Source organism: Pantoea sp. S61 (genome assembly GCF_016625145.1).
GTDB lineage: Bacteria > Pseudomonadota > Gammaproteobacteria > Enterobacterales > Enterobacteriaceae > Pantoea > Pantoea rwandensis_B.
Map to the genome: position 1 here is coordinate 151,972 of NZ_JACVUO010000011.1, position 22,246 is coordinate 174,217.

Here is a 22,246-nt window from a genome sequence, read left to right on the forward strand (position 1 = left end):
GCATATCCTTTGTGTTGGTTTTTTATGCATTATCCCGAATCTACACAATGGTATTGGTGCGCATAAGATGCGAATATCTTGTCACTGATAAACAACGGTTATCACAAAAATTATGCCTGCCAACCTTAAACTTCATCAGCTGCGCGCCTTTGTCGATGTCGCTCGCCAGGGCAGTATTCGCGCTGCCAGCCGTTTATCGGGACTTTCACAGCCTGCGCTGACCAAAGCGATTCAGGAACTGGAACTGGCACTTGGCACGCGTTTATTCGAACGTCGTCAGCAGGGCGTCACGCTGACGGATATCGGTGATAACTTTTTCCGTCACGCCAGTCTGGTGCTGGAAGAGCTACGTGTGGCGCAGGAAGATATTCAGCAGCGATTGGGATTGGCGGGTGGAAGAGTGAATATCGGCGTGGGCGGCAGCATTGCGCGTACCATCATGCCGCAGGTGATCACTCAGTTTCATCGTGAATATCCGCTGGTGAAGGTGCGCATTGTTGAGGGGCAACTGGTGTCGATGGTGCATGAATTGCGGCAGGGCGCGCTGGATTTCACCATTAATACCTACGATCAGCATCACCTGGATCAGGAGCTGATCTTTGAAAGACTGATGCAGCGCGACTATCAGGTGGTGATGCGCAAAGGGCACCCGATGGCGCATGCCCGCTCGTTAGCGGAATTGCAGCACTGCGACTGGACCATGCCGACGCCGCAGGGCAGCTATTACCGCTTGCTGCACGATCTGTTTGGCGAACGCGGTATGGCACCAAAGATCGTAGTGACCTGCGAAACCTTTATGGCCTGCACCAGCCTGGTCGCGAAAAGTGACTTTGTCAGCATTATCTCGCGTGATGTCATCGAAGATCCCACGCACGGTGGCCAGCTCATTGCCCTCGATCTTGACGATCCGCTGCCGAAAGCGACTTTCTATTTGATCCAGCGAAAAGACACCGCGCTGACGCCAATGAGTGCATACATGGCTCAGCTGTTCCGCCGCTATTGTCAACAAAGGTAAGAGTGCGGCCTGGCTCGCAGCTGATTACTTATTGCCCACTACACTTGCACTGGACGTCCCAATTGTGGAGAACTGACCATGCAAATTACACCTTATGTGTTTTACAACGGCCGCTGTGAAGAGGCGATCGCCTTTTATCTTGCGGCCACTGACGGCGAATTGCTGTTCAAAATGACCTTCGGTGATATGCCGGATGAAACCCCTGTTGAGGATGAAGGCTGCCCCTCTGGCGCGACCTTCTCGCCAGAACAAATCATGCATGCCCATTTGCGTATCGGACAGGGTGAATTGATGATGAGCGATGGTGCACAACAAACAGACTACGCCGGATTTTCCGTGAGCCTATCCACGCCAGATGAAGCGCAGGGTAAACGCTGGTTTGACGCGTTGTCAGCGGGTGGGGAAGTGACGAAAAAGTGGGAACCGACGTTTTGGGCGCACGGTTTTGGCATATTTACCGATAAATTCGGGGTGCCCTGGATGGTGAATGCTTATAAACCGCAAATTTGACGGCCCGGGTTTTTACAGCCCGTCAGCAACGTTGCGGCGCAATTTAATGCACTTCTAAAGCGATATTAAGGCTTCAGAAACACGCGAAAATTGCGCCGCTACAGCATCAGTGTATTAGAAGTTGTAACCCACGACCAGGTAGTAACCCCAGCCCGTCGATTTCACTTCAAACGGACCGTTGCCGAAGTTCAGCTCCTGTCCATCCGCCCACTGGCCGCCATTGTGGAAATAACGTGCCACGGTAGAAACGTGCCAGTGATCGTAGTTCAGCGACAAAATGTGGCTGGACGCGATCGAGTTGCTGGTACGTGATGGACCGGTCTCATCGCGCAGGTCTGAACCCCAGTCGAAATTGGTGAAGCCGATGTAGCTCAGCTTGCCGCCCCACAGATCGGTAATCGGCACAAAGTATTTCACTTTGAAGCGATATCCATCCCAGCTATTTTCGTTCGCTGCACCGTAGTTCTGCCACTGGTATTTAGCATAAACGTTCAGAGACAGGCCGATATCGCTATGGGTATCGATGTCGGTACCCAGACCCATGTACCAGGTGTTCTGACGCTGTGAAGCGTTGCGACCCATGTCATAGATATAGTTGTTCGCGAAGTACCACTCTTTAAACGGACCAAATGCCAGGCTGGTGCCGGTCAGTTTATCAATTGAGAAACGTGGCTCAATTTCCATGAACAGCGGCGAACCGTGGTCGAAAATGCCGTTAGCGTTGCTGTTACCCACGCCAAAGAAGTTGGTCAAATCCGCATAGCCGTAGAAATCGAACCAGTCTTTTTTAGCAAAGGCTTCGTATTCGAGATACACGTCATTGTTGAACTGCGGTCCGAAGCGGGTGTGGGTGCTACCCACCACATTAACGCTCTGGTGCCACCAGTCTGAAAGATACTGCGGATCGCTGTCTGCCGCTTGTGCCGCGCCGGTCCAGCTGCTGGCCAGTAAGGCCCCTGCTATCAATGCTTTAAATTTCATTATTTTATTAACCACATGCTAGTGATTGCTGCGGTTGCGCCGCAATCGAGTGAAATCGATCCCAGGGGATGGGCCGTGTGTTGTTTTTATCCGGTCTGAATCGCCGAATTTTCAAATGTGCGTAATGTGCCTGTAACAGAGCGATAGGAAATAGATTTTGATCACGTTTGTCAAAATGTGTTGCATTTTGATTCACTGAATATGTGACTATGATCACATAAATGCTGTGTGGCGAACGGAACCCCGCAACCGTTTACGTTGTCGCGTACGGTGGCAAAGAGGTCAGATGCGGATAGAGGATAGGGCGGCACGATACATCGTGTGTTTTTGGGATTTAATAGTGGAAAAATGTGTGATTTATCGCGTGCCGAGGGAGTTTTAGGATGTGGAAAATGACCCAAGGCTCAAGGCTCAAGGCTCAAGGCTCAAGGCTCAAGGCTCAAGGCTCAAAGCTCAAGGCTCAAGGCCCAAAGTCCAAAGCCCAAAGCCCAAAGCTCAAAGCCCAATGCTCAATGCTCAATAGCCGCTACCGCGCCTGATATTCAAGGCGGTAGCGACACGTTGGTCATGGCAAGGTAACGCGTACCTGCAGGCCGGAAATCTGCCCCTGGGCGTTATGGCAGTTAGACAGCGCGACCTGCATCTGATGCTTCTGCGCCACGCTGCGCACAATCGACAGACCTAAACCGCTGCCTTGCGCCTGCACATCTGGCGAACGAGTGAAGCGATCAAAAGCGCGTTCGATAAAGGATTCCGGCATGCCCGGTCCGTTATCAACGATATCCACCACCGTGTGATTACCCACGCGATGCAGTAGCACATCCACCAGGCTGCCTTCCGGGGTGTGCAACATCGCGTTGCCGATCAGGTTATCAAACAGGCTACGCAAATCGGAACGGCTGGCGTGCAGGCGATAGTGCGTGGTGCCATTAAAACCGATATCAATACCGCGTTTATCGGCGACGACCATCAATTGCTCAATGCTCTCTTTCAGCAGATCATCGAGCTGGATGGTTTCCACCGTGGCCACTACCGACTGGTCTTCCTGGCGCGAGATATTCAGCAACTGCGTCACCAGATGGCGCGTTCGCGTGACGCCCGCTTCCAGCTGATCAAACTGACGGCTGGCTTCACCCGGCTGAATGTGCTGACGCAGATTTTCCAGCTGTAAGGTGACCGCGGTGACCGGTGTGCGCAGTTCATGGGCGGCATCTTCAAGGAACTGGCGCTGTGATGACCATGCCGCACGCAGTTTATCCAGCAATGAGTTGTAGGCCGCCACCAGCGGCAGTACTTCATCCGGTAAGCCATCCGGCGACACCGAGTGCGGATGCATCGTCTCTTGCGCGGCAATTTGCCGCGAGGCGACGCGTAAATCCCGCGTGATGGCGCGGACCACCAACCAGATCACCAGCAGTGACAGCGGCATCATCAGTATCAATGGAATGATGGCGGACAACACGCGTTTCACCATCAGACTTTTCATGTAACCGATGTTGTGCAGTACCTGAATGTTTCCGATTTCACTGCCCAGCTCGCCGGGGCGGGTATACACGCGCCAGTCACAGTCATCGCCACAGTCGCCAACTTTTAAGTCGGACCAGCCTTTTTTTGCCTGCAGCGGGGCCTGTAAGGCAGGCCATGAGCTGGCACGCAGATGATTGTTGGTGTCCCACAGCTGAACGATATAAGTGCTTTTCAGCTTCTCTTGCTGCATCACCATGGGCATTAACGCGGGCATGCGTTGACTGGAGGACCAGGCATCGGCGATCTTGGCGAGCTGATCGTCCTTCATGGTGCCCATCATGTCGCCATAACAGTGGTAGAAATACCAGGTCACGCCGCCGATCATCGCCAGATGCAGCAGCACCAGCGTGGCGAGCAGTTTGTTACGCAGGGATCGCATAAAGGTGAAAGGTTTCATATTGCCGGTACCCGCCAGCCTAAACCGCGCACGTTGCGAATTACTTCGTTATCGAGCTTGCGGCGCATACCGTGGATCAGCACATCAACAGCGTTACTGGTGACTTCTTCACCCCAGCCATAAATGCGGTTCTCTAATTGTTCGCGTGACAGAATCGCGCCCGGTCGCTCCAGCAGGGCGTAGAGCAGGGCATATTCGCGGGCGGTTAGCTGTTCGCGTTGGCCTTTGTACAGCACTTCGCGCGTCATCATATCCAGCTGCACATCGCCACTGCCTAACAGGGAATCCGCCGCTCCGTGACGACGTCGGGTGATTGCACGCATGCGCGCCAGTACCTCTTGCAGATCAAAGGGTTTAAGCAAATAGTCATCGGCGCCGCTGTCGAGACCCTGAATACGTTGTTGCACCGTGTCACGCGCAGTCAGCACCAGCACGGGCGTCATGTCGCCTCGCGTGCGTGCGCGCTTCAGCACGTGAATACCGTCTTCACGCGGTAAGCCGAGATCGAGCAGCACGCAGGTGTAGCCGCCGTCGGCCCAGGCATTGGAGGCATAGACGCCATCACGCACCCAGTCCACTGACCAGCCTGCCGCTTCTAACGCCTGCTGCAAGTTGGCGCCAATCATTTCATCATCTTCTACCAGCAGCACACGCATAGTGTTCTCCCAAACTGATGGACGCAGTGTAACGCCAGATAATTAGGCCAGAATTACCCTCCGTCATACTTCCCGCTACAGATGTGTGAGCGGTGAGCGCTTATCCCGAGACTGACTTAGGCAAGCTCCCGAGGATTCCTACTTTTACTGCCTTTCTGCCGCTGGAGTGATTTAGACGGAGTACGCGTTTTCCCCCTTGCTAATTCTGCGCTAATTTTCTGCTAATTAAGGGATAAATTTAACGCGCTACAGTGACTGCACTGGACATTTTGTCGAAGCAGGAGGTTCCCATGAATCAGCGCGAATTTATCCGTAGTTTGCTGGACTGGATTGAAGACAACTTAGGTCACGATTTGCATCTGGATGAAGTAGCACGCCGCTCGGGATACTCCCGCTGGCATCTGCAGCGTCTATTCCGTCAGCACACCGGTTTTTCTCTGGCAGAGTACATCCGTCAGCGTCGGTTAACTGAGTCAGCGCTCACGCTGATCAACAGCGACGAAGCGATTTTGCAAGTGGCGATGAGCTACGGATTTGATACGCAGCAGGCGTATACCCGCACCTTTAAGAACTACTTCAGCGTCACGCCGGGTCAATTGCGTCGTCAGCGCCGCGTTGAACAGGAACGTCTGTTGTTCCCGCTGGCGGTGGCCAGTTGATCGATGACGCTGAGATTGATCTGTACAGAAGACGTAGCGGCGCAATTTATTGCGCAGTAAATCGCAAAGGGATTGCGCGATAAATTACGCCGCTCCACCACGTTCGCTGATTAAATTCGGTGCTTATTGCGGCTTTTACTTTTAAGCTGCTGTTCTCCGTTTGTTACCCACCAGAGAACATGGACAACAGCGATAATCTCACCGCCATGATGCTGTTTGCGCGCGTCGTTGAGCGGCAAAGCTTTAGCGAAGCCGCGCGCACCTTAGGCGTCTCTAAGTCGCATGTCAGTCGCGAAATCGCGCGGCTGGAAGTGCGGCTCGGCATCAAATTGTTGCAGCGCACCACGCGTAAAGTCGCATTGACCGAGTTGGGTCAGGCTTACTATCCGTTTTGTACCCGCATGCTGGAAGAGATGCACCGCGCCGATGCGTTTGTGCAGCAGGTTCATCAACTGCCCGCGGGTAATGTGCGCTTGCAGGCACCGATTACCTTTGGCTGTCAGTGCGTCGTTCCCACTCTGAATGACTTTATCCGCCGCCACATTCATATCAACGTCGATCTCGAATTGACCACCAGCGACGATCCGCAGCCCAGCGCAGATGTGGCGATAGTGATTCGCGCTCGTGCGCCGGAAGTGGCCAATTATCGCGAGCTGAGCACCATCGAATGGGGACTCTATGCCACACCGTATTATCTGGCGGCGCATCCTGCTATCGACCATCCTGAACGCCTGACGCGGCATGATTTGTTGCTGTTTCACGGCCCCGCGCACACGGCCGCACTGCCGTTTCGTCGTGAAAAACAGCGGCTGGCGCTGGATGTGCACAGCCGTTTTCGTGCCAACAACAGTATGGCGCTGCTAAATGCGGCGCTGGCGGGCACCGGCATTGCTTATCTGCCTGCGTATATGACGCAGGACGCCCTGCGGCGGGGTGAAATCCAACAGGTACTGCCCGAATGGCAAATGGACCGCTTACACAGTTATTTGCTGCTTAAAGAGCAGCCGCAACCCTCATCCCCCGTGACGCTACTGTGTGATGCATTGATCACGGCACTCAGCGGCAACTGATTGTTGTTTACTGGCAACAATACTGCGCTGGTTGGCAAATATCCCTCTCGCTCTGTTTTATGTGGTGATCCCCTGTTAGCCTGCTAAAAAAACAAAAAACAGGGAATCACTATGTCGCAATCATCAACCGTGTTAGCGCCTGAGCAGCAACACTGGAAGCGTAATTTGTTTGTCTGCGTGCTGGGTTCGTTCAGCACCATTGTGGCGATGACGTTGCTGCTGCCATTTCTGCCACTTTATGTGCAGCAACTTGGCGTGCAGGAACCTGCCGCGATTGCGCGCTGGTCGGGTGCTGCGTATGGCGCCACTTTCCTCAGCGCCGCGTTAACCGCGCCGTTGTGGGGCAAACTGGCGGATCGCTATGGCCGCAAACTGATGTTGATCCGTGCCAGCCTCGGGATGGCGATTGCCATGTCGCTGATTGGTATGGCGACGGCGCCGTGGCAACTGGTTGCTTTGCGTTTGCTGGCGGGATTGTTGGGGGGCTACGCATCAGGTTCAACTATCATGGTCGCGGCGCAAACACCAAAAGAGCAGACGGGTTGGGCGCTGGGTGTGTTGTCCTCCGGCATTATGGCGGGCAACGTGGTGGGGCCACTGCTGGGCGGGGTATTGCCACCGCTGATAGGGATTCGCCACACTTTCTGGCTGACTGGTGCCGTGATTTTCCTCGCCTTCCTTGCTACGACTTTTTTATTAAAAGAAGCACCGCGTAAGCCGGGTAAAAAAGTGGCGCAAACCCACAATGAGAGCGAAACACCGGTCAATCTGCCGCTGGTGCGATTGATGTGGCTGTCCGGTATGTTGCTGATTTTCGCTAATATGTCGATTGAACCGATTATCACGCTGTATATCGGTCAATTCGTGCAGGGCGATCATGCGATCACGGTGACGGCTGGCGTGGTGATGGCGGCGGCTGCGCTGGGCAGTATTCTCTCGGCCCCGCGTTTAGGACGCCTGGCGGATCGGGTAGGGCATGGGCGTGTGCTGGTTTACGGCCTGGTTGTTTGTGCCCTGTTGTTGATCCCACAGGCATTTATCACCCAAGCCTGGCAACTGGTGGTGCTGCGTTTTCTGATGGGCATGGCGCTGGGTGGTTTGATGCCGTGCGTGACGGCGCTGATTCGCCACAATGTGCCGCAGGGGCAGGTGGGGAAAATGCTGGGGTATTCGACCTCGGCACAATACGTCGGCCAGGTCTCAGGTCCCTTATTTGGCGGGTTTGTCGGCGGTGCTTTCGGTATGCGCCCGGTATTTCTGGCGACCTGTGTGATCATGACGCTGTGTGCGCTGTTAAATGCGCGGGTGTTAAAAAAGCGGTAGCGAGGCACTACATTTTGAACAGCTTATAAAACGTCTTTCTGGACACGCCTTAGGCTGGGTTGCGGCTGGAGATGCAGACCGTAAGACAATAAAAAAGGCGGGCTTTGCAGCCCGCCTTTGTCACATCAAACCAGAAACTTATTTAGCATCTGGCAGTGCGTAGGCAATGACGTAATCGCCCAGCTTGGTGCCAAACGAACCGTGACCACCCGCAGCAATGACAACGTACTGCTTGCCATCCACTTCATAAGTCATCGGTGTTGCCTGGCCACCGGCTGGCAGACGTGCCTGCCACAGCATTTCCCCGGTGTTGGTGTCGAATGCGCGCAGGTAGTTATCCGCCGTCGCACCAATGAAGAACACGTTACCAGCAGTGGTAATTGGGCCGCCCAGCATTGGCATACCCATTTTGAACGGTACCGGAACCGGCGCGCTGTCGCGAACGGTACCGATACGTTTTTTCCACACGGTTTCGTTGGTTTTCAGGTCAACCGCTGAGACATAGCCCCATGCCGGTTGTTTACATGGCAGACCCAACGGAGACAGGAACGGATTCAGTTCCACGCCGTACGGAACACCGTACTGCGGCTGGATACCGGTTTCGGTACCTGAACCACCTTTGTCATCGGCTGGTGGCTCGATCGGGTTACCCGGACCGCGTGGCACCAGTTTAGAGACAAACGGCAGCGCCATTGGGTTAGCAATCGCGATCTGACGATGTGGATCTACCGCGATACCGCCCCATTCGAACATACCGAGGTTACCAGGGAACACCAGCGTACCTTGCTCAGACGGCGGGGTGAACGGACCTTCGTAGCGCAGACGCTTGAAGATCACGCGGCACACCAGCTGGTCGAACATGGTTGCGCCCCACATGTCCTTGTCCGTCAGGTTGTTCTTCGGACGGAAGGTCAGTTCGGAGTACGGCTGAGTAGGGGATACGTGATCACCTTTCGCAGCGCCCTGAGGCACTGGGGTTTCCGGCGCGGGGACAACTGGCTTACCAGTACGGCGATCCAATACAAAGATGTTACCGGTTTTGGCCGGGGCATAAATCACCGGAACGGTGTTGCCATCTTTGTCAGTGATATCGGCCAGCGTCGGTTGTGACGGCAGGTCCATATCCCACAGATCGTGATGCACGGTCTGATACGACCACACCAGCTTACCGGTGGTGGCGTTCAGGGCCAGCACGCTGCTTGCGAAACGTTCCTGGTCAGGCGTGCGGTTACCGCCCCAGATGTCTGGTGTGGTCACGCCCATTGGCAGGAATACGGTATCCAGTTTTGGATCGTAGACCGCCGGTGCCCAGGAGTTCGGCGAGTTCATGGTGAAGGTGTGTTCATCATCTGGAATCGCGTTAGGATCTTTCGCGCCCGGATCGAACACCCACAGCAGTTTACCGGTGTTGACGTCAAAGCCACGAATGGCGCCAGACGGTTCACGGGTTGAGTAGTTATCGGTGACGGCACCCGCGATCACGATAGTGGTATCCGTGATGATCGGTGGTGAAGTCGGCTCATACTGGCCTGGGGTCAGTACGGGCTGTTTGTGCTGCAGATCCAGCTCACCGTTGTTACCAAACGCGGCACAACGTTCACCCGTTTCCGCATCCAGCGCGAACAGGCGACCATCGTTTACCGGCAGGTAAATACGGCGCGAGCACAGCGCAGGTTGGGTATTAGATGCATCGGCAGCAGCAGGCATTTCATGATACGAAACACCACGGCATGTCACGTGCTGGAAGGTTGGATTCGGTTTGAGGCCCGGATCAAACTTCCACTTCTGCTTGCCGGTTTTCGCATCCAGCGCAAACAGAATCTGGTGCGGCGAGCAGAGATACAAGGTGTCGCGGATTTTAATCGGCGTCACTTCGTCGGTGATTTCACCTGGGTCGTTCGGGGTTTTCAGATCGCCCGTCTGGAACTGCCAGGCAACCTGCAACTCTTTCACATTACCGGTGTTGATTTGCTTCAGTGGAGAGAAGCGCGTGCCTTGCTGATCGCGGGCATAAGCAGGCCAGTCAGCATCCTTGATGTTGCTTAGCGGCTGCGCTTGCGGGGCATTATCTGCCGCAGCAGGAATTTCACCGTTCAGCTCTTGTGGATCGTGGAACACTGCCCACGCCAGCACCAGCACGCTGGCAATCAGCGCAACGGCCATCAGACCCAGTGCGCCTTTACCTGCGTGATTCAGACCGCGATATACAAACGGCAGAATCAACCAGATGCCGAAGATCACCAGCACATCGGTACGTGGTGCCAGCGCCCAGAAGTCGAAACCGACTTCCCAAACACCCCACACCAGCGTTGCCAACAGCAACAGTGCATACAGCATGATCGCTGCGCCGCTACGACGCCACAGCAGGATAGCGGTGATCAACATAATCACACCGCCAATAACGTAGTACCAGGAACCACCAATTGCGGCTAGCCATACACCGCCTACCAGCATAAATGCGCCCGTGAGCAGTGCGAACAGCACTGTCAAAAAGCGAATCACGCCAAAAGATGAGGAAGCTTTCCCCATAATATTAACCTCTTTCTTTGCCATAAACTTAAAAGGAAACAACGCATTGGGTTGTTTCCCGACATAGAGTACGAAGTGACTTAACATGTTCGATCGCAGCGCTTCCGTTACGCCAGATGATCCCTTTGCGTTAAATTTTATCTTAAAAACGTTAACGGGTTTGATTTTTTTAGTGCTTTGCGCTTGTGGAATGGTAGTAGTGCGACATTTTATGAGGATATTCTAGCGTTATGCCCGAAGAGATCGGGACATAACGGCAAGGGACGGAACTTTGTGTAAGCGTTTACACTTCAAACAGGGTGCTGCTGGTGCGTTGTTCCTGCCAGCCAGAAAGTTGCAGGTCTTCATAGACAGACAACGGCAGAGCTAATTGCGGAGTACGTAATATCACCTCTGCTTCTCTTTCCCGACAAGAGCCGAGCAAAAAGGGAAAGCTGAACTTGAGATAATTATCATTGAAGAAATTATCGTTCAGAACAATTCCCCTAAAGGGGAAAGACGCAATATTCTTCCAGCATGTTCCTGGCGGAGCCAAATCATAAAGCCAGAATGCGTGATGCTGAGCGGCCTCTCGCAATGCCGCTTCATCCTTAACTAAACTGGCATAATTGATGGCAAGGGACACATTTTTCAATTGCAGGCTGGGATAATTTTCCGGCGCCTGTAAAAAGCGCGCAAGACTATTTCCCACTAAAGGGATAATTATTCGCTCGGGCGTATCGGGCAACTGATTGTGCAGTGAAATTATGTTGCTTCCGTTAAGTAACGCTGTGCTTTCCTGTTCACAATGCATAAAGGGGGCTGAATAACACGCGCCCATCAGTGCGCCGTCGAGGCGACGGATACGCTCAGTAACATAAGGATTGTATGAACTGTTTTCCATTTATCTCTATGAATAAATTAATTAACTGGAACGTCTTAATTATTATAAGGACGGCAAGGTTGCTGTGATCTTTACGCTTCCAATATAGATCGAATTGTTTGTTAAGGTCACCTTTTTTAGCTGTCTCTGATAGAGAGATATGGCGGTTAAAAGATGTATTTAATATTGAGTTATTGGAATTTCTGGAATGATTCAGATATTTTCAGTTGAAAACAATCAGTCTGCTAATATTCAGAACTCTATGCTTAGTTAAATTTTAGATAAGCAACTGTTTTTAAAGCGCACGGCTAGCCATTGCTTGCCAGCGTCAGATGTCGCACTCTGTGACCGCAAAATGATAATGAGAGTCGGTAAACGGCTTTTCACCAGGCTGGTGCAATGATGCTGGCCGGATGATGATTTAGGATGGGATAAAATATGGCTTCACCGTTATCCGCAGCAGAAGACTCTCTGTTGCGGCACAGGTCGTTTGTCGCCTTCTGGTTGGCACGCACCTGTTCATCGTTTGGTTTCCAGATGTTCTCCGTGGCGGTGAGCTGGCAAATCTACGCCCTTACCCACAGCGCGATGGCGTTAGGGATGATTGGCCTGATGCAGTTCCTGCCTTCGGTGTTACTGGCTCTGCCGGCCGGCCATCTCGCCGACCAGTTTGATCGCCGCCGCATTGTGCTGGTCGGGCAATTGATTGAATGGCTAGCCCTGCTTGGCCTGGTGGCACTGACGCTGATGCACTGGGCGGATAAAATTGAAATTTGGGGACTGGTGTTTCTGATCTCGGTTGCTAAAGCGCTGGAGTGGCCGTCGATCACCTCTATGCTCCCTGCGCTGGTTCCTCCACCGATTCTCGCGCGTGCCATGGCGGCGAGTTCAGTGGGCGGTCAGGCTGCGGTGATTGTCGGCCCAACCTTAGGGGGTCTGCTGTATGTGGCTGGCCCCGAGGTGGTTTACGGCGTTTCAGCCCTGTTTTATCTCTTCTCGCTGGTGTTGGTCAGCCGCCTCCGCTATGAACGTCCACCTCAAACGCGTATGCCGATGAATCTTACGACCATGTTTGCGGGCGTGCGTTTTATTCGTGAGCGCAAAGATGTGCTGGGTGTGATCTCTCTCGATCTGTTCGCCGTGCTACTGGGGGGCGCCACCGCGCTGTTGCCGATCTTCGCGAAGGATATTCTGCATACCGGCCCCTGGGGATTAGGCATGCTGCGTGGAGCGCCTTCTGTGGGGGCGCTCATTGTTGGCGTGTGGCTGAGTCGCCACAAGCTGGAAAAGCACGTCGGCATGATTATGTTTGGTTCTGTCGCGGGCTTTGGTGTGGCTACGCTGGTGTTCGCGCTCTCCACGCAATTATGGCTGTCTCTGCTGGCGCTGGCCGCGCTGGGCGGGTTCGATATGGTGAGCATGGTGATTCGCGGCGCGCTGGTGCAGCTGGATACGCCGGATGACATGCGCGGTCGCGTGAATGCGGTCAACGCCATCTTTATTAACACCTCAAATCAGCTTGGTGAGTTTGAGTCAGGCATGCTGGCAGCGTGGATGGGGGCGGTGCCTGCCGCAGCGCTTGGCGGTATCGGCACGCTGGTGGTGGTGGCGGTCTGGATGACGATTTTCCCGCATCTGCGCAAACGGCAGAAGCTGGAGAACGAACACGCAGGATAAGCGCCAACAAAAACCGGCTCGCGAGCCGGTTAATGATGTCACCACTCTGCACTGCCATGAAAAGCCCCGCGCAAAGGGGGACCTGCGCGGGGAGGTTGACCTTAAACGGTCGCGGTTTTCCCCAGGCTGGCATCAAATTGTTTCCAGCTGTCTGTCATATCCACCACGGTTTTCGATTTTCGTGCTTCATCGATTTTAATCGCGGTCAGGCCCGCTTCCAGTGCATCCACCACGGAGACTTTCAGTGGCGTTCCCTGTTTAATGTGTTTGACGATCTCTTCAGCCATCAACGCATCGGCACCATAGTGACCGTCATAGGCATTGCCGCTGTAAGTGGTATCGACTTCGCGCTCGCCGGTGCGGGCGTTGTGCACGCGGAAGTAGTTACGCACAAAGTCACCCTCAGCCATGCCATCGGTGCCCATCACGCAGAAACGCCGAAATTCATCCGGCACGTTAAGGTTGGCGTGGAAGGCGAGCGTTGCGCCATTGGCGTATTCGATCAGCGCCGTCTGGTAGTCGACGATGTCGGCATCGCCATCAAACACCGCATCCGTGCTTGACCAGCCGCTGGGTTTAACGTGATACACCTCAGATTGCGGTGTGACAGCCCCGGTGGGTGCATGTTGCGGCGTGAAGTTTTTACGCCCACCAAAGCTGGCGACGCGCATCGGGCGTTCACCGACTAATCCTTGATAGAGATCGATATCGTGGCAGCATTTTTCCAGAATGTAAGGTCCGGCGTATTTTTCCAGACGTCGCCAGTCGCGCTGGAAGAAGGCCCCATGGTAAGGCTTGATGTGTTCCGTGGCTTCGATTGAGGTGATCTCGCCCAGGCGATGTTCGTCACGCGCGTTTAAGAGATCGTGATAAAGCGGTGAGTAGCGTAAAACTAAGCCGACCAGAATACGCTCATGCCCATATTGCTGCACCAGTTGTGCCATCGCCATCGTCTGTTCTTCATTGATCACCACCGGTTTCTCGGTGAACACGGTGTAACCGGCGGCCAGCCCCTGGCGAATATGCTCAAGGTGCATAAAGTTGGGTGACCCGACCAGCAGCAGATCGAACCCACCGTGCTGGAGTAGCGCATCCACGTTGTCGAACGCCTTCCCGGCATCAATGCTGAAGGTGTGGAGATTCGGCAAGCCAGCGGGAGCCGGATCGACGTAACCCACCACGGAGAACTCTGCGTCAGCTTTGTTGAACTCTTTCACGACATGAGAAAGACGAAAGCCCAGACCAATAATGCCCACTTTCATGTTGTACCCCTGAAGCCCGTTGCTGGTTAGCTGCCCGACCCATCAGGCTGCTGATAATCTGACCGTTAACTTATTACGGCAGAAAAACTAATGTCAATCCGTAACGCCGATCCCAAATTGGAATTTTTTATTATCTTTATGTTTTAAATGAATATTAATTAACTATACGGAATGCGTATTTATTTGTGATTGCGATTTAAGTTTTTTTCCCCTATCTTTCGCACATCTATAAGCATCATGCCGTTGGTGGCAGGCAGGAGGAAGCGCGTGCAATCACTTTTGCTGGGTATTGATGGCGGTGGTACGCACTGTCGCGGGCGCCTGACGGATCACGCTGGCCACGTGCTGGCAGAAGCGACGGGCGGGCCCGCCAATGTCTGGTCGCAGTATGATGCCGCCATCAACGCCATTGAATCGGTCATCGACACGCTATTTCAACAAGCGGTGCTTGCCGCTGATGCGCGTGACCGCACCCTGCTGGTGGCGGGTTTAGCGGGTGCCAATGTGGCATCGGTGCATTCCCGGCTGCAAAGCTGGCAGCCTCGTTGTCAGGCGCGTTATCTGTTTACCGATGTCGAAATCGCCTGTGCGGGTGCGCACGATGGTGCACCCGGCGCGGTGTTGATTGTCGGGACGGGCAGTCAGGGCGCAGCCTGGGACGGCGCGCAGTTTACCCTGCTGGGCGGCTGGGGTTTTGCCCTGTCAGATGCCGGTTCAGGCGCCATCCTTGGGCGCCGGGCACGCCGCTTAGCGCTGCTGGCGCACGAAGCTATCGTGCCTGCTTCGGCGCTGACTGAACGCATCATGGCGCTGCATCAACACAGTCCGGAACAGATGTTACTCTGGTCACAGCAGGCAACACCCGCCGAATGGGGCAATGTGGTGCCTGAGGTCTTTACCGCCGCGCAGCAGGGCGATCCTCATGGTATTGCGCTGGTGCAGCAGGCCGCTGCCGATATCGTGCAGATGGTGCAGCCCTTGCTGGCGCGCAGTCACGGCAAATTGGCCCTGATGGGGGGACTCGCGGTGCCGATTCAGCCCTGGTTACCCGCCGATATTGCCGCGCAGCTTGTCCCGCCGCAGGGTGATGCCTTAAGCGGTGCACTGCGCCTTGCCAGCCAGTTCAGCCAGCAACCGGCTTAGCCTCTTCCAACTTAAAAAAGAGATCCATGAGCGCTCCCAACGTAACTGCACGCATTTTGCGCCTGATTGTCGAAAATGCGCCAATCAGCCAGTCTGATCTTAAAGTTCGTAGCGGCCTGAGTATGTCTACGGTATCGCAGGCCACTAATCGTTTGCTGTCCGGTGGTATTGTGCAGGAGCTGGGGCTGCGTCGTGTCTCAATGGGACGACCGAAAACACTGCTCGGCCTCAATCCGGATCACGCCAGCGTGGTCGGCATTCAACTTAATGCCGAACGCAACCTGATTGTCTTAACCGACCTGAGCGGCAACATCATCGGCGAGCAGCAGATCCCGTCCGGCGCGATGACTCCTAAACAACTGGGTGACGCGCTGGCGAAATTTTTGCGTGGCGTGGAAGGAAAGAAAGTCGGTGCCATTGGGCTGGCGCTTTCAGGTCTGGTGGATGCCAGCAACGGCGTTTGCGTATTGTCACGCGCGCTGGGCTGGAACAACGTGCCGATTGCGCGCCTGCTGGAAGAGCGTTTTTCGCTGCCGGTCTTTATCGAAAATGATGCCAATGCGTTAGCCATGGCCGCACTGGTGTTTGGTCAACTGGGCCATGCGCAATCCGCGGTGATCGCCACTTTTGGCAAAGGTATTGGGGCGGGAATTCTGCTGGACCGCCAGCTCTATCGTGGCCGTCATGGTAAAGCCGGAGAGATTGGTGTGTCATTGCTCGGTGATGGTTCTGAGCGATTGCTGGAAGATGTGGCCTCGTCACAGGCAATTTTGCAGCGCGTGGCGGTTTCCCTGAAAGAGGCGCTGCCGCAGACATTACGCGATCTGGATAGCCAGCCCACGCCTGAAGTGCTCAGTGCACTGGCGGAAGCCGGACAGCACCTGGGCATGTCGCTGGCGAATCTGTCGGTGGCTTATGATCCTGACGTGGTGTATCTGGCGATGGAGCCGCAGATGGCATCGCGCATATTGCTCGACCACATCACGCAGAGTTTCCAGACCTACCGGCTGAAGATCACGCCGCAGATGACGCCGCTGCAGTTCCTCACCGAGTCGAATCGTATGTGGGCACAAGGGGCGGCAGGCTTTGCGGTGAATAAGCTGTTAGATTTGCTGGCGGCGCAGGCCGATGAAGAGACGGTGCCTTAAAACGGCAATTTGAGCTGTGGCGCGCACTGAATCGAAGCTAACCATTTGTTCAGAGAGGGCGCCGTAGCAAAACCACGGCGCTTGCTTAGTTGAGGCGCTTAACGCAGACGCAATCCCTGCTCATCAAACAACATCCCGCGTTCGGCATTGATCTGATAACTGACGCGGTCGCCAATCTCATGCTCTGCCGCGTTGCGTTCCTCAATCACCAGCAACTTCTCCTCACCGATATCCAGATAAAGATAGTTGGTGTGCCCCAGCATCTCACTGAATGACAAATCGGCGCTGAAGCTCAGCGTATCGCTTTCCTGCTGCGCCGGAGAGAAATGTTCGGGGCGAATCCCCAGCGTGACTTTTTGTCCTTCATGGCAGGCTGCCTCTATCTTCATGGTCAGCGTGTGAATGCCTAAGGCAGGCACGCGCAGCTGCACGGCACCTGGCGCGACCGTGGCAATTTCCGCCTGCAGGAAGTTCATCTTCGGTGAACCGATAAACCCAGCGACAAACAGATTGTCGGGATCATGATACAGCGCCATCGGTGCACCCACCTGCTCAATTTTGCCCTGACGAAGTACCACGATGCGGTCGGCCAGCGTCATCGCCTCCAGCTGGTCGTGCGTGACATAAATCATGGTGTTGCCCAGAGAGGCATGCAGGCGAGCGATCTCAATGCGCATCTGTAGCCGCAGCTCAGCATCCAGATTGGAGAGCGGTTCATCAAACAGGAAAATGCGTGGATGGCGGATAATGGCGCGGCCGATGGCCACACGCTGACGCTGGCCGCCGGAGAGCGCACGTGGCAGGCGATCCAGCAGTTCTGTCAGATGCAGGCGCGCGGCCGTCTGGTTAATCGCTTTCTCGATTTCTGCTTTGGATTTCTTCATCACTTCCAGCGGGTAAGCCAGATTGCCGCGCACCGTCATATTCGGATAGAGCGCATAAGACTGGAATACCATGGCAATGCCGCGCTCGGTGGCGGGCTGATGAGTCATGTCTGCGCCCTCGATCAGTAACTTGCCGTCACTGATCTCCTCCAGCCCGGCAATCATGCGCAGCAGCGTCGATTTACCGCAGCCGGAAGGGCCGACAAACACCACAAATTCGCCGCTGTTAATAGTGAGATCGATACCGTGGATCACATTCACATGGTCGTAGGACTTTTTAACGCTTTGCAGGTGCAGGCTGGTCATGGTGAGGCCTCAATCAGAGTAGTTGACCCATGTAGATGGCGTTGCTGCGCATAATCGGCGTGAAACCGAGACGTTGATAAAAGCCGCACACCTTCTCGTTTTGCAGACTCACGCCCAGATAAACACCAGGCACGCCAGCGGCGCGCAGATCTTGTAACAGCTGCTCAATCAGTTTTCTTCCCCAGCCGCCCTGTTGCGCTGGCGGCAGCAGATTGATATGCAGATGCGCGGGCCATTGCGCCACCAGTTGCTCTGCAGCGGCATCCGGCTGAAGGATGGCATCCAGGACTTTACTGTCGAGTGGCGCGCGCGGCGTGTAATCGCGATATTGCTGTTGCAGTGGCGGCCACCACTGCGCATTCAGTTCTGCTTCGAAGGCGCGTGTATCTGCCACCGCCACCGCATAGCCCATCACTTCCCCATTTATTTCAAGTGCATAGGAAAATTCGGGTGCAAAGCGTGCGTAAGGAATGACAAAACGCAGGCCTGGCAGCGCCGGGTCAGAATAGAGCGCGGTGGCGTCAGTTCCCGCATTGGCCGTTTCTAAGCAGATGCGCGACAGGGCTGGAAAATCGCTCTCGCGGGTTCGGCGAATAACACCTTTAGCCGTCATGGTGGAGCCTCTGTGGTCATGAGATGAACAGATTTTACGGTAAATAAAGCTGACTTAGTTTTCAAGGTGTAATAATTGCGCGACCGTACAACACGGAGGTAAATCACTGGTAGTGAGCTATCACGCAAATGTCTGCCTATAGCGACGCAGAGCCTATGCCGCCTGCATTTAGCGCTGATTTACCGTCGCAGCCTGTCGAACATCACATTAACTATAGAATTTTCATATGGTCTGTCAGTAGGTTAATGCTGGTGATTAGCGTGAGTGAATTGTGCTGGCAGCAGCCGTCAGGCATCTTCAGGTGTACGCTTTTGTGTCTGGCAGACAGGATTCTCTGCTGTGTAGTCCGCTTTTCTTCTCACAATTTGCACTGTATCACAGAGCAAAAATTCCGCAGTGAGGGTGTTTGACTTTCTTTTGTTCATAAAGTAAGTATGAATTAACGTCGTTATTGCTGCTGAATCAACCTGCCAGGACTTGCAGGTGTCGCAATGAAGGGATGCCAGTCATCTGTTGGAGAAACCGAGCATGATGTGTGATTCAACCAAACGTCCGTCCCGTATGAAAAGCTCACTGCGCGTGGTATCGCGTCTGGTTTCAGCCGGGATCTTGCTCGGTGCAACCCTGGCGACGGCGCAAGCGGTGACGCTGAACGAATGGGATATTTATAACTATCCACAGCAGACCGAGGCGGTGGATGAAGCGGTGAAAGCGTTCCAGCAAAAGAATCCGGGCATTACCATTCAGCGCTCGGTGCACTCTTTTGAAGATACGCGTATTCCACTGAAGCTGGCGCTGACCGCCGGTGATGGCCCGCAAATCGCTCAGGTCAATCAGGGCGGTGGCGATATGGGTTCGCTGGTGAAAGACAAACTGCTGTGGCCGCTGGACGACTACGCCAAAACCTATGGCTGGACCACGCGCTTCCCGGACTCGATCCTCAAGCGTAACCGCTGGTCAGATAAGCAGGACTTTGGCAGCGGTCAGCTTTACGGTGTCGCCAGCCTCGGTGAAATGGTGGGGCTGTATTACAACAAGGCTTTGCTGGACAAGGCGGGTGTTGCCGTACCGAAAACCCTGCCTGAACTCGAAGCGGCAATGGAGAAGCTGAAAGCGGCGGGGACGCCACCCATGATGCTCGGCCTGCTTGACGGAAATATGGGCCAACAGCTGCTGAGTACCGTATGGGAAGCACAGATTGAGAGCAAAGATCGCAAAGCCCTCGATGATCTGATTTACGACGTGGGTGGCACCTTCAAAGACGACAAGCTGGTGAAAGCGGCGAGCATGATGAAGAGCTGGAAAGACAAAGGCTACTTCTTCCCCGGCTTTGAAGGCATTGGTCATGATGATGCGGCCACCCTGTTCCAGAATGGGCAGGCCGCGTTCCTGGTGAGTGGCACCTGGTATCTCGGCCAGTTCAAAGATAATAAAGATGTGCACTTTACAGCGATGCCGATGGGTGAGGGCGTGCAGCATGCTTTGATGGTGGGTGGCACCGATCTGGCGTTCTCGATCACCAACACGGCAAAAACCAAAGAGCAGCAGGATGCGGCGGCTAAATTTATCGACTACATCGTTTCCGACGAGATGGCGAACCGCTGGTTGAAAGTCGGCTTCCTGCCGGCGGGCACCAGCAAGAATGCACAAATCCCAGCGGATAACCCGTTGCTGGCGGAGGCGTATCAGGTATGGGTGACCCTCAACGAGCATGATGGCCTCGGCCATTATCTGGATTGGGCCACGCCGACCATGAATGCTGAGCTGAATCAGAACGTGCAGCTGTTACTGGCAGGACGACAGACGCCGGAGCAGATGGTCACTAATTTCGACAACAACTATCAACGCTACCTGAAAACCCTGAAGCACTGATGACGTCCGGCCCGGCGACGATGCCGGGCCGTGAATTAGCCTGCAAGCGAGTAAGGTTATGCTGAACAAATCTGCCTGGCGCAACGCGCTCTATCTTCTGCCCGCCGTACTGGTCTATGCGGTGTTTCTACTCCTGCCGCTGCTGGCCTCACTCGGCATCAGCTTCACCGAGTGGGATGGTACTTCCCTGCCGATTTTCACCGGTATCAGCAACTACGTGCGTATGTTCCAGGATCCGGTGTTCTGGGTGGCGCTCGGCAACAATGCGCTGCTGATGTTGTTTTATACCTTGCTGCCGATTGGTGTCGGTTTGCTGCTGTGCAGCTTCCTGTATGAAACGCGTAACGGCAAAGAGCGCAGCGTGCTGCGTATTCTGTTTTTCCTGCCGTATATCATGCCGATGGCGGTTTTGGGCGTAGTGTGGCGTTGGTTGTATAACCCGGCGTTTGGTCCTATCGATCAGTTCCTGCGCGCCATCGGTTTACCGCAGTTGGCGTTGTCGTGGCTGGGGGATTTCACCTGGGCGTTACCGGCTGTGGGTTTTGTTGCCACCTGGTATTTCTTCGGATTCTGTCTGGTGCTGTTTATGGCCGGTTTGCAGCGCATGGATCCTTCACTGCTGGAAGCCGCCGATTTGGATGGTTCTTCGCGTCGCCAGAAGTTTATGCGTATTACGCTGCCTTCGCTGCGTCCGGAATTGCGCATTGCGCTGCTGCTGACGGTGATTGCCAGCCTGAAGGCCTTTGACCTGGTGTATGTGATGACGCAAGGCGGGCCGGGCACTTCGACCATGGTGACCAACATCTTTATGTATAAGCAGGGCTTTGATTTGCACTACTTTGGCTACGCGTCAGCGGTGGCCGTATTTAGTATGTTGATTGTGCTGATGATCAACGCCTGTATCCACTTTGCTATCCGGGAGCGTCACTGATGCGCGGTACGCCTGTTGTTTCTCGCGCGCTGATTTGGATTGTCGCGTTAATGACTATCCTGCCGTTTTTAATGGCGCTGATGACCTCATTCAAAACCCAGATGGAGCTGTTTCAGGGCGTGTTCACGCTGCCTTCATCGCTGAACTTCAAAAACTACGTGACGGCCTGGCAGCAGGGGCACTTCAACGTCTACTTTATGAACTCGGTGCTGGTGGTGATTCCGGTGGTGCTCAGCAGTATTTTGTTAGGGATTCTGGCAGGATTTGGTTTTGCCTGGCTGAAAATCCCCGGTAAGAAGCTGATAGCAGCGATGCTGGGCTTAGGCATGGTGCTGCCGAGCGAGGCTTTTATTATTCCGCTTTACCACGAACTGCGTTGGATGGGGCTGACGAATACTTATCTGGCGCTGATCCTGCCGCAAATTGCCTTATCGCTACCGTTTACCACGCTGATGATTGCCACTGCACTGCAACAGGTGCCGCGCGAACTGGTGGAAGCCTCGGTGATGGATGGTGCTTCAAGGCGCAAGATATTGTGGGGCATTCTGGTGCCTGCCATTTGGCCCACGCTCTCGACGCTGGCACTGCTGCTGTTTATCTGGACGTGGAATGAATTCCTGATTCCGCTGATTCTGGTCAACAAGGATGAACTGCGCACCTTGCCAATCGGCATGATGTTCTTCCAGAACAAAAACACGATTGATATTCCGGTGCTAATGGCGGGCGCGATGATCGTGATTTTGCCGCTGGTGGCGGTGTTCCTGGTGTTCCAGCGTAAGTTTATCAGTGGTGTGACGGAAGGGGCGGTGAAGTAGGATACGTTTGACGAAAACTTGCAACGTTCAATATCACAGGGCGCAGCCATTGGGCCGCCCGCGTTG

The 22,246-nt window shown here is 54.5% G+C and carries 19 protein-coding genes; 11 read left to right on the forward strand and 8 right to left on the reverse strand.

Annotated features, from left to right (window positions below; translation table 11 throughout):
- The first annotated feature begins 112 nt into the window (after positions 1-112).
- Both IAE30_RS19585 and yjdN read left to right on the forward strand, forming a co-directional pair.
- Positions 113-1,015: a LysR family transcriptional regulator gene (locus IAE30_RS19585; protein ID WP_200538026.1), complete on the forward strand. Its 903-nt coding sequence runs from the start codon at positions 113-115 to the stop codon at positions 1,013-1,015.
- Between the two features lie 78 nt (positions 1,016-1,093).
- Positions 1,094-1,525 (forward strand): VOC family metalloprotein YjdN, encoded by a 432-nt coding sequence (gene yjdN / locus IAE30_RS19590; protein ID WP_200538027.1) that lies wholly within the window; start codon positions 1,094-1,096, stop codon positions 1,523-1,525.
- Between the two features lie 114 nt (positions 1,526-1,639).
- Here yjdN and IAE30_RS19595 read toward each other — a convergent pair whose 3' ends face one another.
- The 3 genes from IAE30_RS19595 to IAE30_RS19605 form a co-directional block, all read right to left on the reverse strand.
- A complete protein-coding gene (locus IAE30_RS19595; RefSeq protein ID WP_034826809.1) occupies positions 1,640-2,506 on the reverse strand; it encodes a nucleoside-specific channel-forming protein Tsx in 867 nt (288 codons plus the stop codon).
- A gap of 565 nt (positions 2,507-3,071) precedes the next feature.
- Positions 3,072-4,430 (reverse strand): HAMP domain-containing sensor histidine kinase, encoded by a 1,359-nt coding sequence (locus tag IAE30_RS19600; protein ID WP_045815981.1) that lies wholly within the window; start codon positions 4,428-4,430, stop codon positions 3,072-3,074.
- Positions 4,427-5,086: a response regulator gene (locus IAE30_RS19605; RefSeq protein WP_045815982.1), complete on the reverse strand. Its 660-nt coding sequence runs from the start codon at positions 5,084-5,086 to the stop codon at positions 4,427-4,429. Before IAE30_RS19605 ends, IAE30_RS19600 begins: the two co-directional genes overlap by 4 nt.
- A gap of 290 nt (positions 5,087-5,376) precedes the next feature.
- On the opposite strand from IAE30_RS19605, the gene IAE30_RS19610 reads away from it, so the two are divergent.
- The 3 genes from IAE30_RS19610 (at position 5,377) to IAE30_RS19620 (ending at position 8,138) form a co-directional block, all read left to right on the forward strand.
- A complete protein-coding gene (locus IAE30_RS19610) occupies positions 5,377-5,745 on the forward strand; it encodes a helix-turn-helix domain-containing protein (RefSeq protein WP_034826803.1) in 369 nt (122 codons plus the stop codon).
- Positions 5,746-5,924: 179 nt separating this feature from the next.
- A complete protein-coding gene (locus IAE30_RS19615) occupies positions 5,925-6,815 on the forward strand; it encodes a LysR family transcriptional regulator (protein WP_200680767.1) in 891 nt (296 codons plus the stop codon).
- 111 nt (positions 6,816-6,926) lie between these two features.
- The gene (locus IAE30_RS19620) at positions 6,927-8,138 is read left to right on the forward strand and encodes an MFS transporter (protein WP_200538028.1); all 1,212 of its coding nucleotides are present in this window, start codon (positions 6,927-6,929) and stop codon (positions 8,136-8,138) included.
- Positions 8,139-8,276: 138 nt separating this feature from the next.
- Here IAE30_RS19620 and IAE30_RS19625 read toward each other — a convergent pair whose 3' ends face one another.
- Together IAE30_RS19625 and IAE30_RS19630 are read right to left on the reverse strand one after the other, a co-directional pair.
- On the reverse strand, positions 8,277-10,667 hold the full coding sequence (locus tag IAE30_RS19625; protein ID WP_038649714.1) for a glucose/quinate/shikimate family membrane-bound PQQ-dependent dehydrogenase: 2,391 nt from the start codon (positions 10,665-10,667) through the stop codon (positions 8,277-8,279).
- A 283-nt stretch (positions 10,668-10,950) separates the two neighbouring features.
- Positions 10,951-11,550, reverse strand: a complete 600-nt coding sequence (locus tag IAE30_RS19630; RefSeq protein WP_038643567.1) for a hypothetical protein — start codon at positions 11,548-11,550, stop codon at positions 10,951-10,953.
- Between the two features lie 417 nt (positions 11,551-11,967).
- On the opposite strand from IAE30_RS19630, the gene IAE30_RS19635 reads away from it, so the two are divergent.
- On the forward strand, positions 11,968-13,206 hold the full coding sequence (locus tag IAE30_RS19635; protein WP_200680769.1) for an MFS transporter: 1,239 nt from the start codon (positions 11,968-11,970) through the stop codon (positions 13,204-13,206).
- Positions 13,207-13,307: 101 nt separating this feature from the next.
- Here the strand turns inward: IAE30_RS19635 and IAE30_RS19640 are convergent, their stop codons facing one another.
- On the reverse strand, positions 13,308-14,468 hold the full coding sequence (locus IAE30_RS19640; protein WP_200680771.1) for a Gfo/Idh/MocA family protein: 1,161 nt from the start codon (positions 14,466-14,468) through the stop codon (positions 13,308-13,310).
- 267 nt (positions 14,469-14,735) lie between these two features.
- Here IAE30_RS19640 and IAE30_RS19645 point away from each other — a divergent pair, with 267 nt between their 5' ends.
- Both IAE30_RS19645 and IAE30_RS19650 read left to right on the forward strand, forming a co-directional pair.
- The gene (locus tag IAE30_RS19645) at positions 14,736-15,611 is read left to right on the forward strand and encodes a BadF/BadG/BcrA/BcrD ATPase family protein (RefSeq protein ID WP_200680773.1); all 876 of its coding nucleotides are present in this window, start codon (positions 14,736-14,738) and stop codon (positions 15,609-15,611) included.
- A 26-nt stretch (positions 15,612-15,637) separates the two neighbouring features.
- Positions 15,638-16,759 (forward strand): ROK family transcriptional regulator, encoded by a 1,122-nt coding sequence (locus IAE30_RS19650; RefSeq protein WP_038643563.1) that lies wholly within the window; start codon positions 15,638-15,640, stop codon positions 16,757-16,759.
- Between the two features lie 98 nt (positions 16,760-16,857).
- Here the strand turns inward: IAE30_RS19650 and IAE30_RS19655 are convergent, their stop codons facing one another.
- Together IAE30_RS19655 and IAE30_RS19660 are read right to left on the reverse strand one after the other, a co-directional pair.
- Positions 16,858-17,949 (reverse strand): ABC transporter ATP-binding protein, encoded by a 1,092-nt coding sequence (locus IAE30_RS19655; RefSeq protein WP_200680775.1) that lies wholly within the window; start codon positions 17,947-17,949, stop codon positions 16,858-16,860.
- Positions 17,950-17,962: 13 nt separating this feature from the next.
- Entirely contained in the window at positions 17,963-18,562 is a 600-nt protein-coding gene (locus IAE30_RS19660; protein ID WP_200680776.1) for a GNAT family N-acetyltransferase, read from the reverse strand.
- A 528-nt stretch (positions 18,563-19,090) separates the two neighbouring features.
- Between IAE30_RS19660 and IAE30_RS19665 the strand changes: the two genes are divergently transcribed.
- From IAE30_RS19665 to IAE30_RS19675, 3 genes are read left to right on the forward strand one after another with little or no spacing between them, the layout of a single operon-like run.
- Positions 19,091-20,434: an extracellular solute-binding protein gene (locus IAE30_RS19665; RefSeq protein WP_156102769.1), complete on the forward strand. Its 1,344-nt coding sequence runs from the start codon at positions 19,091-19,093 to the stop codon at positions 20,432-20,434.
- Positions 20,435-20,492: 58 nt separating this feature from the next.
- Positions 20,493-21,365, forward strand: coding sequence for a carbohydrate ABC transporter permease (locus IAE30_RS19670; RefSeq protein ID WP_038643559.1), 873 nt, complete (start codon positions 20,493-20,495; stop codon positions 21,363-21,365).
- Positions 21,365-22,180, forward strand: coding sequence for a carbohydrate ABC transporter permease (locus IAE30_RS19675; protein ID WP_045831874.1), 816 nt, complete (start codon positions 21,365-21,367; stop codon positions 22,178-22,180). The genes IAE30_RS19670 and IAE30_RS19675 overlap by 1 nt, the downstream gene beginning before the upstream one ends.
- The last annotated feature ends 66 nt before the right edge of the window (positions 22,181-22,246 follow it).